This is a genomic window from Clostridium pacaense (assembly GCF_020709765.2).
GTDB classification, from domain to species: Bacteria; Bacillota; Clostridia; order Lachnospirales; family Lachnospiraceae; genus Enterocloster; species Enterocloster hominis.
The window spans coordinates 284,783-299,238 of record NZ_JAJFEB020000001.1; the positions used below are offsets into that span (position 1 = coordinate 284,783).

The following is a 14,456-nucleotide window of genomic DNA, read 5'->3' on the forward strand; positions in this document are numbered from 1 at the left end:
TCAGGCCTCCTTTCCAAAAATAAAGTCATATAAGGTTTGAAACAGCCGTTCCGGCTCAATGGGTTTGGCCAGATGGGCATCCATGCCGGCTGCCTTGCTCTTTTCAATGTCATCATCAAAGGCATTGGCCGTCATGGCAATGATCGGTATGGTTCCGGCATCCGGATTACTCAGATGGCGTATGTTCCTGGCTGCTGTCAGGCCGTCCATAAGGGGCATGCGTATATCCATTAAGATGGCGTCATAATACCCATCCGGCGACTTGCCGTACATCTCCATGGCCCTGAGCCCGTTCTCCGCCGTATCAACCCCAAAGCCCTTTCCTTCCAGAAGCATGACCGCCACCTCGGTATTGATGATATTGTCCTCGGCAAGCAGCACCCGCTTCCCTGAAAAATCATAGTCTGATGCTTCCGGCTGGCGTTCCTGTTCTTCCTTTTCCCCCAAGGCCCTTGTGAACGCAGAAATCAGGGATGATTTAAACATGGGTTTGCTCATCAGCAGGTTTACCCCTGCCAGCTTTGCCTCATGTTCAATGCATATCCAGTCATAAGCGGTCATGATGATGATGGTCACATCCGGTCCCACAATCTGCCGGATGCGGCGCGCCGTCTCAATGCCATCCATTTCAGGCATCTTCCAGTCAATCAATATCATGTCAAAATACCTGCCGCCGGCCCACAGCATGCTTACCCGTTCCACTGCCTTGCGGCCGCTGTCCACCCATTCAGCCTTGATTCCCATTTCCTCCAGCGTGACAATGGCGCTTTCGCAGACAGCCACATCATCGTCCACCACCAGGGTCTTCAGATGGGAAAAATTATGGACGGCTTTCCTTTTATTGTGCCGGAGTTTTTCTTCCTCCGTAATTCCCAGCTTCACATCAACGGTGAATTCCGTGCCGATTCCCTTAATGGAGCGGACGTTTATCTTGCCATCCATCATATCCACAATACTTTTGGATATGGCCAGGCCCAGGCCAGAGCCTCCATAAGGAGTGGTGGTGCCTGTGGATTCCTGGGAAAACGGTTCGAAGATATGGGGGATGAATTCCTCTCCCATCCCAATACCCGTATCATTGACAATGAACCTCAGGACGGCGTCATTCTTGGTCTTCCTGCGCAGGGCTGCCGAGAGCGTCACCTTACCGCCCTCCTTGGTAAACTTGATTGCATTGCTCAGGATATTGATCAGGACCTGCTGCAGCTTCATGGCATCGCCCATGTAATAGTCATCCAGCACAGGGTCCACGATACACTCATAATCCACGCCCCTGGCAGCGGCCTGGGCGTAGCAGATGGAATTAATCCCGTTCAGGAAATCTTCTGTTGGTATTTTTTCATTTTTAAGCAGCATCTTCCCGCTCTCAATCCGGCTCATGTCCAGGATGTCATTAATCAGGGACAGAAGGAAACGGGAGGATATTCCAATTTTGGAGATACAGTCTTCCACCTGTTCATCATCCCCGATGGACTGGGCGGCAATGGTGCTCATTCCAATGATGGCGTTCATAGGGGTGCGGATTTCATGGCTCATCCTGGAAAGGAAATCAGACTTGGCTGCATTGGCCTGCTCTGCCGCAACCAGCGCCGCTGCCAGGTCTTCCTTCTGTCTCTGCTCCTTGCGAACAACATCGGTCACATCAGTGCGGGACATGCCCACACGACCCAGGGCCTTATTGATGTAGAAGACCTGAAACCGTTTTACACGCATCACGCCTGCACGGTCCCTCATCTCCACAATAAAGGAATAGCTGTCCTCTTTTTCCAGATGATCCTTAATGTATTGGTAATCCAGTTTCTGAAGATACTCCTCACTGGCCGCCTTTTCCATACACTGGGCCGCAATCCCCCGTATGGATTCCTGGAACCTGCCGGGCTTTGGCACCTGTTCCTTCTGATTGCAGCGGATGGAAACCGGACGGTGTGTGTCTTCCTGTATGTCAATCTCCGTCACTATGTCATAATCCAGTTCAGCTATCCTATAGAGCAGCTGCTCCTGAACCATCTTCTCGGTCACATCAAAGGTATAGAAAAAGCATATGATGTCGCCGCTTTCAGGATTCAGACAGAAGCGCAGGCTGGCGCTGCACCAGAAGGATCCCCGGCGGATGCTCCTGCGCTGGAAATCAAAGTGATAGGTTGTCTTGCCTGAGGCATAGCCGGCCAGCACCCGTTCCCGCTGTAAGTCATGGAGGATTTTCCTGCCGTATGCAGCATCCACCGCGGAACCTGCCAGCTTCGCAACTGCCTCCTCATATGTATCGCCTATTTCCGCAACGGATGCATCGTCTGTGGAGGCATGGCTCTCCAGCCTGTTCTGTGTAACATTAAGCCTTCCCTGTACCAGGCCTCCCTCAGAGGACAGTTCGGCAAAATAAAGCAGTTCTTTCTCATACAGTTCCTTGACCCGCTCCTGGACATTTTTCTCGTCCGTTGCATCTACGAATACACAGTAAAAATACTGTTCCCCATTTTCACCGGTGAACAGCTGCGCTTTAATGGAAATCCATTTTACCTGCCCATTTTTGCAGACCAGACGGTTTTCATTCTGGATGGTATTGCCATGCTTAAGCTGGGCCCTCAGTTTTTCCTCCATGACTGCCAGGTCTTCCGGATAGATGACTGCTGACATCCGGTTGCCCATTGCCGCGAATTCCTCCCGTGAATAGCCAAGGAAATCAAAAAGGCCGTCATTGGCATCAATCACGGAAAAATCAGGATCAAACCGGCAGCGGAAAACTGCTCCCGGGATATTATTGTAGATGTTCATTACCTCTAACTGGGCCAGCTTCTGGGCCGTGATATCACTGCACACGGATGTGATGGCAGGGCGGCCATCCTCTGCTACCGTCTTATGCCCGGTATCATGGATCCAGATATAGGATCCGTCCTTTTTCCTCATCCTGTACTCTACGGTGTACTCTTCCCCCCTGTCCAGCTGGGCTGCAATGGATTGTCCCGCCAAAGCCCGGTCCTCCGGGTGGATGCAGTTACTGATACATCCGTCAATCTCTTCCACAAACTCCTTTTCATCCAGGTAGCCCAGATATCGTAACATTCTCTGATTGATGAAATAAAAAGGGGAGCCATCCCCCATATAGTGGCCCATCATACCGCCTGCAAAGGCTTCATTCAACAGTTCCTGACGCTGCTTAGCTATATTCTCCATGACCAGCACCTTGGGATAATGCTCCCCGTTCCTCTGGCTGGAGGCTGGCTCAGAGAAATTAAGGGTACTTACCAGCCACCTTCCATCCTGGAGGTGGAGTACGAAAAAGCACCGCAAAAGCCAGGAATAAACCGTATTCCTCAATGTGAATTCCGAGGACAGGATGTAAACTGATTCCTCCGGATACTGCTCGTAGACAACGGAAAAATCCACTCCGAATGGTTCCGGTATCTCCCTGATATCCTGTAAGAGATATTGGAACATATCATCTTTTCCGCAGGCATATTCATTGTCCCCCGTGCCCACGAACCGTATATCATCCGCCACATATTCAAGGGCTGCCCCGGCATCCCTCTGTTCAAACCATGCCTGGCAGAACAGCCGCACTGTCTGATTTGCATCTATGTGGTCCATCATATTATTTCCTTTCTCCACAGGCAGTATTTATCCTTGTTTGTATTCTGAACCCCCGGGACCTCAGGATTCATGCGTTTCATGGCTTCCAGGGGCGTTTCTCCCTGCCGGGTCAATGCCACTCCAGCCGATGCGTAAAACAGGGCACTTCTCTGTATCCGTCTTGAAAGGCTCTGCATTAAATGTGGCTTTGCAATAAAATCATCAGCCCCCTGTTCCAGCGCCCTGTACTCCTGTTCCGGATCCGGCCCGGACGTGGTTATGACGGGAAGGTTCCACAGACTCCTGTCCTTCTGTATGGCCTTAAGGACCTTGAAACCGTCTGGTCCGGGCAGGGTCAGGCTCAATACCACCGCGGCGATATCCTGATTGTCCTCAATGAATGCCAGGGTATCGGTGCAATCCGCGGTACCGGCCACACGGTACCGGCCCTCAAATGCCTTATGCACCATGTCCCGGTAATCCTCATCCTCGTCCGCAACCAGCAGGATTGGAAGCTCATTCCTGGCCTCCGCGTCCGTTAAGGGTTCTTCTATCCCTGCTCCCCTGTAATCATCCAACAGCCCTTCGAATTCCTGACATGGCATCGGCTTTGCAAAATAATACCCCTGTACATAATCACAGCCAATCTCCGTAAGCCTTAAGAGCTGCGCCTTTGTCTCCACTCCCTCGGCCACAACGCTCAGGTTCATCCAGCGCGCCAGGTTGATGATGAACTGGAGGATTCCCTGGCTTTTGGGCTTTGCCATCTCGCTCCGTATGAACTTCATATCCAGTTTCAATATATCAATGGGCATGTCATTGAGCATGTTAAGGGATGAATACCCGCTTCCGAAATCATCCATCTCAATCACGAACCCCAGTTCCCGAAGGATTGTCACCGTATCAATGATCTGTTTGGGATTCTCCGTGTAGGCGCTTTCCGTGATTTCCAGGTGAAGACGTGACGGAGCCAGGTCATATTTCTCAATGATCTTAACCAGGGTGTCTGCAAGATCCTCATTATAGATATCTGCCCGTGAGACATTCACGGACACGGATATGGGATAATATCCCCTCTCATCCCAGTCATGGAGCACGGCGCATGCTTTCTCCCATACAAACCGGTCCAGCCTGGTGATGAATCCGTTCTTCTCAAATAATGGTATGAATTCAGCCGGGGATAAAAAGCCCCAGACCGGATGGTTCCAGCGCACCAGGGCCTCAGCCCCCACCAGGGCCTCGTCCTTGATTCTGTATTTGGGCTGGAGATAGACCAGGAACTGGTTCTGTGACAGCGCGGATTCCATGCTGTCCGTAATGGCCTGTTCCCTCAGAAGCTGGTTGCGCAGCGTATCATCATATATAGCAAAATACTTGCCGTACTGGCCTTTGATGCTCCGGGCTGCCAGCAATGCGCGGTCGCAGATCTGTTCAATGGACACAGATCTGTCCTCCACATTATAGATGCCCCATTTCATCACAATATTATGTATATCAAGCAATCCGTTCACCAGGGCGCTGGCCTCAATGAACATGTCATCTGCATAGTCACCCCTGTGCTCTACCAGGCATGCGAACTGGTCGGAATTAAGACGCCCGCAGATACCGATACCCTTTAACCGCTCCGCGTAAGCATTGCCGATTCCGCGCAGCAGGCTGTCTCCTGCCTTGACACCGAATACATCATTAATCAGTTTGAAGTTCTCAATATCCGAACATATTATGTCATACTGCTGGTCAGGGTTGCGCAGGAGCACCTCGCCTGCCTGCTGGTAAAAATACTGCTTGCTGTAAAGTCCCGTAAGCCTGTCATACTGGATCATGTTAATCATGGCAGCGGTTTCGCGCAGCCTGATGATTCCCGCCACCCGGTGCAGGATGACCTGAGGCTTATAAGGCTTTGCAACAAAATCCGTTGCCCCGTGGGACAGGGCCGCCACCTCATCTGACTCAGCATCGTTCTGGGTCGTGACAATGACAGGGATAGAGGAATAAGAAGGGTCTGCTTTCATAATGGACAGGAAGGTATAACCATCCATGACAGGCATGATGATATCCAACAGGATAAGGGATATCCCCTCTCCAAACTGCCTCAACACCCCAAGGGCCTCCTGGCCATTCTCTGCTTCCTCAACATCATAGTCAGCGGACAGAATCTGGCACAACAGGCTCCGGTTAAGTGCATTGTCTTCCACCACCAAAATCTTCTTTCGTGAAAACATAACTTTACTCCTCTTCTTTAGGATATAAATGGTATGAAATATAGATAATTAATCCATTTTATTTTAACATAGTGGTATCAAAAACTCAATGATGGGTTTTGGGGGATTTTAGGGGGAATATAAGGGGAGAAGGGGGAGGTGCATCCGTTCGTGAGCGGAATGGGGATGGGGGAGATGGACGCGGGCTGCGGACCTAGCTGGTCTAAGGGTGTGGGAAGGGGCGCTGGACAAGAGGCTGGCTGCCAAAACTCGCGCCTGGTCTTCTACCAGGTATTTTGGTATCGGGCTCAGACAATGGCGCCAGCCTCTTAGCGCCCCTTCCCACACCCTAAGTCCAGCACGGTCCTGTAGATGCATCCATCTCCCCCATCCCCATCCCGCTCACCCGCTACGTTTTATATTCCCTTCTATACCACTTAAATCGGGCCGGGAATTGAAAAGTATCGGGCTGTCTTTTAAATTTGTCTTTTTTTGGTTTAGATGGCAGATGGCGGAAGGCTCAGCGGCCTCTTCAGGAACCTTGGCAGGAGGAATGGGCGGGGGACAGGCAGGGGGACGGTTCCTTGTGGAGGGGGCTTGGTCTGCTTGCTCAAAAAGGCGGCGGAAACAGGGCCGAGGGAGGGCTTCCAAGCCCGAGTGCAGAGCGCCCACGGACGAAAAATCATGAAGATTTCTTCGGTAGTTGGCGCGCGGTGCCCTGTTTCCGGCGTCTTTTTGAGTTAGCAGGCCATGCCCCCGGAACCAGGAACCGTCCCCCTGCCTGTCCCCCGCCCATTCCTCCGGAGAACACAAAAAAGCAGAGGCTGCGTAACCTACGTCACACTCCCTCTGCCTCTCCCAACATCCCCCTACCGGTTCGCAAGCTCCTCTGTTATTTCTTCCCATGTAACACCTTTATCAGCCATTAACACCATCATATGATACAGGAAATCCGATATCTCATATTTGATTTCCTCCGGGTCCGGGTTCTTGGCCGCTATGATGATTTCCGTGGCTTCCTCACCCAGCTTTTTAAGGATTTTGTCGATTCCCTTGTCAAACAGGTAGTTGGTGTAGGAACCTTCCTTTGGATGTTCCTTCCGGTCCAGGATGACATGGTAGACATCCTCAAATACCTTCAGCGGATTGGTTTCCTTGTATTCCTTTTCCGCCAGGGTGGTGTAGAAACAGCTCCTGTTTCCGGTGTGGCAGGCTGCCCCTACCTGTTTTACCGTGGCAAGGATGGTGTCATTGTCGCAGTCTATCTTCAGGGACTTCACATACTGGTAATGTCCGCTGGTTTCGCCCTTAAGCCATAGTTTCCTGCGGCTCCTGCTGTAATAGGTCATCTTCCCGGTGGTCAGGGTTGCCTGGAATGCCTCCTCGTCCATATAGGCCAGCATCAGAACCTCCAGGCTTTTGTAATCCTGTACGATGACAGGGATAAGCCCGTCGCTGTTCAGCTTGAAATCATTCCATGACACGGCGCTCTCAAAGGTATCCGTTGATATGCCTGCGCTTTTTAATATCTGTTTCATCTCCATGCAGGAGCCTGTTTTTCCTTCCTGAAGGGTAAGGACAGCGCCCTGGACCTGGGGACAGCCGAAATGGATTTTCAACTCGCCGGCCATGTCCTGGATGGAGTCGTGGCCGCCGCAGAATATCAGTGTCCCATGTCCGCCCTCGCCGATTTCCCCCAGTTCCTGTAAGGATGGGACCTGGGCAGAGGTCCTGACAATCATCACGGATGCGCCAAGCTGCGCATACTCCTCCATCCTGGGGATATAGGATACGTTGGGGAGATAGGCATATATCTTTTCCCTTCCGAAACGGTCCGCGGCCTCCTTCATCATGTCCACATTATCTTCCCGGCCCACATCCAGAAAGACCGCGCTTGCACCTGCATAAAGATACTTTTTCACATCCTCCAGGCGTCTTACGCGGCCGCCTGCCAGTATGGGCTCATCGATTGTCCTGGCTGTTTCCTTCATGATGCCGATTACGGACTCGTGGTCCTCATCGCTTTCAGAATGGTCATATATCAGCACCTCGTCCGCCCCGTTGTCGCACCCCTGCCTTGCAAGTACTGCCAGAGGGCTGCCGTACACGGTCCGTCCGTCCCAGGTATATGCCCTGCCTTCCTTTACGCCAAATCCTAATATCAGCTTTTTGTAATCCGTCATAGTATGTATCTCCTAGTTTTCATAAAGCATTACGGCTTCCTTCAGATCAATCCTGTTTTCATAAAGGGCCTTTCCAATGATTGCTCCCCTGATTCCCGCCTCATGCAGTTCCTTCAGGTCCTGCATACAGGATACCCCGCCGGATGCTATGATGTCAAGTCCCGTATCATCGGTCAGACGTTTTGTGGCCTTTACATTGGGGCCGGACAGCATCCCATCCCTGGATATATCAGTGTACACAATATGCTTTACGCCATAGCCTTTCATCTTAAGGCATAGTTCACTGGCAGTCATGGAGCTGACCTTTTCCCAGCCCTCCACCGCCACCATTCCGTTCCTGGCATCCACACCGGCCACAATGGCGTCTTCCCCGAATTTACTGACCATCTCTTCCAGGAATTCAGGATGCTCCACTGCCTTGGTCCCGATGATTACCCGCTTCACCCCCAGGTCAAGCATGCCGCGGACTGCCTCCTCTGAGCGGATTCCGCCGCCTATCTCTATGGGTATGGACACATGATCCACAATCTTCCTGATGGCCTCCTCGTTAACGGAATGGCCCGCCAGGGCGCCATCCAGGTCCACCAGGTGCAGGAAGGTGGCTCCCTGCGCCTGCCACCAGGCCGCCACCTTCCAGGGCGCATCCGAATACACGGTAATGTCCTTAAATTCTCCCTGCCTTAAACGGACACACTGTCCGTCCTTCATGTCTATTGCCGGATATAACTGCATTGATTTCTCCTCTTTCTTTTTATTGTCCTGCCTGCCCGTATGTGTCCGGCATTGCCTGCCCCAGTTTCTTTTGAAGCATCCCAAGAATCTGTCCCCCATGCCTGCCGCCTGACACGATATGTGCATACCCATCCCTGGTGACGGCAATCACAAATCCCCCGCTGGCCTCCATCCGGTCAACGAAGGTGTATGGAATCACATCAAACCGGTAAAAGGATGTCACGATGAAATGCTCTGTCAGGTAAACGCGGCTGCCTTTGACGGCCTCATCCGTGTGCTGCAGTTCCAGGTCCGCCGCCCTAAGCTCCTCCGGCCTTCCAAACAGGCCCGCACGTTGGGCCTTCAGTCCCCTGAAGTACCGGAACAGCCGGTTCCCGCCAAGAACCAGTATGAATGCCGGAATCAAATAGAACAGGACGGACCAGGGATATTGCTCCAGGTAGGTCCTGGGAACCGTGTCCAGATAGTAGTTCCCCACTATCTGGGTCAGATCCTCCATGGTAATGGGCAGCTGGTTTTCCTCCCACAGCTGGCTGTAGTACTCCCTTGCGTATCCAAGCATTTCCGGCACAATGGGTCTTCCATAGCCGCATACATCCACTGCAGGAGGTGGCTCAGAAAGCCCATCCCCATATGTATAGTCCATGAGGGCCATCAGGTTCTCAGGCATATGGCCTTTCATGGAAATGATGTAGGGCCTGAACATAAAATCAAACCCGTAATAATAATTCTCTTCTGATTTTACGTGTTCCGCAAAACTATCCGTCAGATACTGCAGCCTGACATAGCTGTATCCACCCGGTTCACTGGAATCAAAGGGAACCGCGAGGTTCTGTTCCTCCCTGTATCCCCTTCTGGCCTCCTGGTCCAGCATCAGTCCGGCCAGGGCAGAAGACAATCCTAATATCAGCAGCAGGATTCCCGCCATAAGCTTTCTATTCCCGTATGCCAGGCCAATCATCTTTTTGGACAGGACATGGCCTCCTGCCATCCCTTCCCCTGCCGGTGTCCCTTCTCCCACTGCCGGCCTCCTTCCTAAAGGCTTCCTTTGGTGGAGAGCACGCCTGTAAGTCTTGGCTCTGCTGCAACCGCACTGTCCAGGGCCTTTGCAAATGCCTTAAAGGCAGCTTCAATGATATGGTGGTTGTTCATGCCTGCCATCTGCCTGATGTGCAGGTTCATTTCTGCTGCATAGGAAATGGCATAGAAGAATTCCCGGACCATCTCTGTCTCCAAATCCCCTACTTTTTCACGGTCCAGGTCCAGATCATAGACCAGATACGGCCTGCCGCACAGATCCAGGGCGCACAGGACCAGGGATTCATCCATGGGGAGGATCTGGGAACCATAGCGCACAATCCCTTTTTTATCCCCCACAGCCTGTTTAATCGCCTGTCCCAGGACAATCCCGGTATCCTCAATGGTGTGGTGATTATCCACTTCCAGGTCCCCCTTCACCTTTACGGTCAGGTCAAAGAACCCGTGACGGGCAAAACTGTTCAGCATATGGTCAAAGAATCCGATGCCTGTCTGGATATCCGCGTTCCCGCTCCCATCCAGGTTAAGGCTTATCTGGATTTCTGTTTCTTTTGTATTCCGTGTTACCACGGCCGTCCTTTCCATCATATATCCCTCCTAATTTCATGTGGCTTGACGATACCTGGCGCCGTCCGGGAATCCCACCCAGGAACCCCGACCAGGACCCCTGCCCCGGTATCATGAAGCGCGTTCACACCCAATTCCAAAAAACAGGCATTAAGCCTATGGTTCGAACCGTACCCGGATGGAATTGGCATGTGCGGTCAGGTGTTCGGACTCCGCAAACAATTCAATATCCTTATGAGCCTTCTCAAGCGCCTCCCTGGAGTAGTAAATGATGCTGGATTTCTTGATGAAGTCATCCACTCCAAGAGGCGAGAAGAATTTGGCTGTCCCGTTGGTGGGCAGGATATGGTTCGGTCCAGCGAAGTAATCCCCCAGGGGTTCGCTGCTGTATTCGCCGATGAAGATGGCCCCCGCGTTCTGGATCTTCGTCATGATCTCAAAGGGATTGGCCGTTACAATCTCAAGATGCTCGGGCGCAATATTGTTGGCTGTCTCCACCGCCTTTTCCATGGTATCCGCAACCAGGATATACCCGTAATTATCCAGGGACTTTGCAATGATATCGCTTCTGGATAATACCTTCAGGAAACCATCCACCTCATCCGACACCTTCTTAGCAAGCTCCATGCTGGTGGTCACCAATATGGCGCTTGCCAGCTCATCATGCTCGGCCTGGCTTAAAAGGTCGGCAGCCACAAAGCGCGGATTGGCGCTGTCATCCGCAATCACCAGGATCTCGCTGGGGCCTGCAATGCTGTCAATGCTCACATGGCCGTACACAGCCTTCTTGGCAAGGGCAACAAAGATATTGCCCGGTCCCACAATCTTATTGACCCTGGGTATGGACTGGGTGCCAAAGGCAAGGGCTGCCACTGCCTGGGCCCCGCCCACCTTATACACCTCGGTGGCGCCTGCCAGATGGGCGGCTGTGAGGGTGACAGGATTCACCTTCCCGTCCTTCCCCGGCGGGGTCACCATGACAATCCGCTTTACCCCTGCAACCTCGGCCGGTATGATATTCATCAGCACAGAGGATGGATAGGCCGCCTTGCCCCCCGGCACATAAACGCCCACGCTCTCAAGGGCCGTCACCTTCTGGCCCAGTATGGTGCCATCTGGCTGGGCGTCAAACCAGCTGTTCCTCTTCTGCTTTTCGTGGTAACGGCGGATATTGTCCATGGACTTTTTCATGACTGCAAGAAGGCCTTCGTCCACCTGGGCCATGGCCTCTCCTATCTCTTCCTGTGTCACCCGGATGTTGGATGCATCCAGGTCCGCATGGTCAAATTCCCTTGTATACTCAAACACGGCCTCATCCCTGCGGTTCTTTACATTTTCCACAATCGCTTCCACGGTCTTTGTATAGCTGTCATAGTTGTTCGGGTCGCGTCTGAGCATGTCAGCCAGGATATTCTTCATGGATGCATCGTCTAATGTTATGATTCTCATTTAATTATCCTCCTTAAGCAGTGCCTGGAAATCCTTGATTATCTTCGTGATACGCCCGTTCTCCGTCTTCATGCTCACCTGGTTCACCACCATGCGGGCGGACAGGCTGCATACCTCCTCCAGAACGGCCAGGCCGTTCTCCCTGAGGGTAGAGCCGGTCTCCACGATATCCACGATTACCTCTGACAGCCCCACGATGGGTGCCAGTTCAATGGAACCGTTCAGCTTGATGATCTCCACGGTCTGATACTTCTGGTTATAAAAATAATCCTTTGCAATATTAGGATACTTGGTGGCCACGCGTATCAGCTCATGATGCCTTAAGCTCTCCTTTGCCGATTCAGGACCGCACACGCACATCCTGCACCTGCCCATCCCCAGGTCCATGACCTCGTAGAGCTTGCGCCCCTCCTCCAGGATGGTGTCCTTGCCCACGATACCTATATCCGCCGCCCCATATTCCACGTAAGTGGGCACATCATTGGCTTTGGCCAGGAAGAAACGGATCCCCAGCTCCTCATTTACAAATATCAGCTTCCTGGAATCCTTATCCTTCATCTCGTCACAGGAAATACCGATTGCCTCAAACAGTTCCATGGCCTTTTTGGCCAGCCTGCCCTTTGCCAGTGCTATTGTTAAATATCTCATCTGCCTTCAAGCCCTCCGATAATTCAATTCTTACTCATACGCCTCAATGGGAATCTCATCCGCACTGCCGTTCACCATATCCATGGCAGTGACCACCCGGCCGTCATCCTTCAGATACAGGAGGTTCCTCATGTGGCGCCCCAGCGTCATGTCCCTGTAATCTTCCAGGCTCTTATCCTGCCGCCGCTTCATGGACTGGACGGCAAGGCCCTTTTCCTTAAAATAACGGCCCAGGCGTATGGCGTTATCCCTGGCCGGGGCTTCATAGAGGATAACCGTGTTCACCAGGGTCACAGGCGTATCTATCTGCTGTCTGGACAGGGCCGCCATGACCTGGTCCACCACAATGGCGAAGCCGACGGCAGGCGTATCCTTGCCAAACTGGACCAGAAGCTTATCATAACGGCCTCCGGTGACAATATAATCCCCTGTCCCATATGTATATGCCTTGAAAATGATTCCCGTATAATAATGATACTTGCTGAGCATCCCCAGATCATAGGACACATAATCCGCCAGTCCATAGCTTTGAAGGATGGCATGGACCTGCTCCAGCCGTTCAATGGCAGCCAGGGCCTTGGGGGAGGATGTCAGCTTCCTTGCCTGGACAATCTGTTCCAGGGAACCAAACAGCTCCGGCAGTTTCAAGAACACCTGCTTTAAGCCCTCATCAATATCCTGGCCCTTAAGCAGTTCAGCCACGCCAAAGTCATTCTTATTCTCCACCAGCTGGTTCAGCTCCTCTTCCACTTCCTCACTGAACCCCGCTTCTTCCAAAAGGCTGCGGTAAAATGCCACCTGTCCCAGTTCCACCTGGAATTCCTTAAGGCCCGCCGCCTTCAGGCTGTCGATGACCATGGCAATCATCTCGGCGTCCCCGTCGGCAGAATCATCCCCGATAAGCTCGGCCCCCATCTCGGCCCTCTCCTTGAGCCTTCCCTGGTAGCTGCTGTTGTTCTTAAAGGTGCGCTCCAGGTAGCAGAGACGCAGCGGCATGTCATCATCCATGAAATATTTGGCGACACACCTTGCAACGGCCGGGGTCATATCCGGGCGGAGCACCAGGGTATTATTATCCCGGTCAAAAAACTTGAACATCTCCCGGTCCGACACGCTTCCCCTGTCCTTGCTGAATATGTCGAAATATTCAAAGCTGGGCGTCTGTATATGCTCATAGCCGTACAGGTATAAGGTGTTCAATATCTTATCCTGCACCGCCAGTTTCTTTCTGCACTCCGCATTGTAACTGTCCCTCACGCCTTCCGGGGTGTGGATTAAACGGTTCTTTCCTGCCATCATGTCCCATCCTCTTTTATCATATTCTTTGGCTTTTGCCATTGCATCTGCATCATTATACCTGCAGCCTTTGTTATCGTTCACCTTCACTTTTTCGTAGTAAAGTGCTAATTCGATAACGTGATTGTATTATTATAGGGGATATCAGACGGATTGTCAATCAGAAATCCTACTGTCTCCCATAAAAGATTACCATACTCATCTCTGCATTTCCCGTCCCCGGATTGCGGTAACCGTGGGCCGTGTCCGCCTTAAAGCGGATGGAATCCCCCTCTGCCAGCTCCCACTCCTGTCCGGCCGCCTCTATGACGGCCTGACCACAAAACAGGGTTATATACTCCTCGGTTCCGGCCAGGTGCGGCCGGGCCTTTAAGCATCCTCCCGGCTTTATGACAATCCGGTATGTCTCAAACAGCTTCCTGTCATCAAAGGCAAACACGGGATAATTCATATAGTTTCCCCCGTCCTCCATGATAGGCGTGATATCGCCTGCCCTTATGACGGCGGCATCCTCCATGCCTGTCTCAACCAGCGAGGTAAAGGATACCTTATAGCCATTGGCAATCTTCCAGAGTACGGAAATAGTGGGGTTCACATCCCCCTTCTCAATTTGGGCCAGCATGCTCCTGGATACCCCGGTTGCTGCCGCGGCCCCGTCCAGGGTCAGTTTTTTTGCTTCCCTCAGCCGCCTGATATTGCGGCCCACTTCCAGATTAATATTAATATCCATCATTTCCTCCAATAAAGCCAGATACCTGATTGACAATATAATGGA

The 14,456-nt window shown here is 52.2% G+C and carries 10 protein-coding genes; all 10 read right to left on the bottom strand.

The window, feature by feature from the left end:
* On the bottom strand, positions 1 to 3,588 hold the full coding sequence (locus LK536_RS30990) for a response regulator (RefSeq protein ID WP_227794906.1): 3,588 nt from the start codon (positions 3,586 to 3,588) through the stop codon (positions 1 to 3).
* Positions 3,585 to 5,789 carry an EAL domain-containing protein gene (locus LK536_RS30995; RefSeq protein ID WP_008725571.1) on the bottom strand — a complete coding sequence of 735 codons (2,205 nt, stop codon included), beginning with the start codon at positions 5,787 to 5,789 and terminating at the stop codon, positions 3,585 to 3,587. The genes LK536_RS30990 and LK536_RS30995 overlap by 4 nt, the downstream gene beginning before the upstream one ends.
* A gap of 848 nt (positions 5,790 to 6,637) precedes the next feature.
* Positions 6,638 to 7,951 carry a bifunctional phosphoribosyl-AMP cyclohydrolase/phosphoribosyl-ATP diphosphatase HisIE gene (gene hisIE / locus LK536_RS31000; RefSeq protein ID WP_025482004.1) on the bottom strand — a complete coding sequence of 438 codons (1,314 nt, stop codon included), beginning with the start codon at positions 7,949 to 7,951 and terminating at the stop codon, positions 6,638 to 6,640.
* Positions 7,952 to 7,963: 12 nt separating this feature from the next.
* Complete coding sequence (gene hisA, locus LK536_RS31005; RefSeq protein ID WP_227794907.1) at positions 7,964 to 8,683, bottom strand: 1-(5-phosphoribosyl)-5-[(5-phosphoribosylamino)methylideneamino]imidazole-4-carboxamide isomerase; 720 nt, start codon at positions 8,681 to 8,683, stop codon at positions 7,964 to 7,966.
* Between the two features lie 19 nt (positions 8,684 to 8,702).
* Positions 8,703 to 9,704, bottom strand: coding sequence for a hypothetical protein (locus LK536_RS31010; RefSeq protein WP_227794908.1), 1,002 nt, complete (start codon positions 9,702 to 9,704; stop codon positions 8,703 to 8,705).
* Positions 9,705 to 9,718: 14 nt separating this feature from the next.
* Positions 9,719 to 10,309 (bottom strand): imidazoleglycerol-phosphate dehydratase HisB, encoded by a 591-nt coding sequence (gene hisB / locus LK536_RS31015; protein ID WP_008725564.1) that lies wholly within the window; start codon positions 10,307 to 10,309, stop codon positions 9,719 to 9,721.
* A gap of 135 nt (positions 10,310 to 10,444) precedes the next feature.
* A complete protein-coding gene (gene hisD / locus LK536_RS31020; RefSeq protein ID WP_227794909.1) occupies positions 10,445 to 11,737 on the bottom strand; it encodes a histidinol dehydrogenase in 1,293 nt (430 codons plus the stop codon).
* Complete coding sequence (gene hisG / locus LK536_RS31025) at positions 11,738 to 12,385, bottom strand: ATP phosphoribosyltransferase (protein ID WP_008725559.1); 648 nt, start codon at positions 12,383 to 12,385, stop codon at positions 11,738 to 11,740.
* A 30-nt stretch (positions 12,386 to 12,415) separates the two neighbouring features.
* The gene (gene hisZ, locus LK536_RS31030) at positions 12,416 to 13,771 is read right to left on the bottom strand and encodes an ATP phosphoribosyltransferase regulatory subunit (RefSeq protein ID WP_506092018.1); all 1,356 of its coding nucleotides are present in this window, start codon (positions 13,769 to 13,771) and stop codon (positions 12,416 to 12,418) included.
* Between the two features lie 79 nt (positions 13,772 to 13,850).
* Positions 13,851 to 14,414 carry a helix-turn-helix domain-containing protein gene (locus tag LK536_RS31035; RefSeq protein ID WP_227794910.1) on the bottom strand — a complete coding sequence of 188 codons (564 nt, stop codon included), beginning with the start codon at positions 14,412 to 14,414 and terminating at the stop codon, positions 13,851 to 13,853.
* Between the last annotated feature and the right edge of the window lie 42 nt (positions 14,415 to 14,456).

What these genes read in the sequence shown, in the direction of transcription:
- hisIE (WP_025482004.1), bottom strand. Translation starts at nt 7,951, where the DNA reads ATGACGGATTACAAAAAGCTGATATTAGGATTTGGCGTAAAGGAAGGC.
- hisD (WP_227794909.1), bottom strand. Translation starts at nt 11,737, where the DNA reads ATGAGAATCATAACATTAGACGATGCATCCATGAAGAATATCCTGGCT.
- LK536_RS30995 (WP_008725571.1), bottom strand. Translation starts at nt 5,789, where the DNA reads ATGTTTTCACGAAAGAAGATTTTGGTGGTGGAAGACAATGCACTTAAC.
- LK536_RS31035 (WP_227794910.1), bottom strand. Translation starts at nt 14,414, where the DNA reads ATGATGGATATTAATATTAATCTGGAAGTGGGCCGCAATATCAGGCGG.
- hisB (WP_008725564.1), bottom strand. Translation starts at nt 10,309, where the DNA reads ATGATGGAAAGGACGGCCGTGGTAACACGGAATACAAAAGAAACAGAA.
- LK536_RS30990 (WP_227794906.1), bottom strand. Translation starts at nt 3,588, where the DNA reads ATGATGGACCACATAGATGCAAATCAGACAGTGCGGCTGTTCTGCCAG.
- hisG (WP_008725559.1), bottom strand. Translation starts at nt 12,385, where the DNA reads ATGAGATATTTAACAATAGCACTGGCAAAGGGCAGGCTGGCCAAAAAG.
- hisA (WP_227794907.1), bottom strand. Translation starts at nt 8,683, where the DNA reads ATGCAGTTATATCCGGCAATAGACATGAAGGACGGACAGTGTGTCCGT.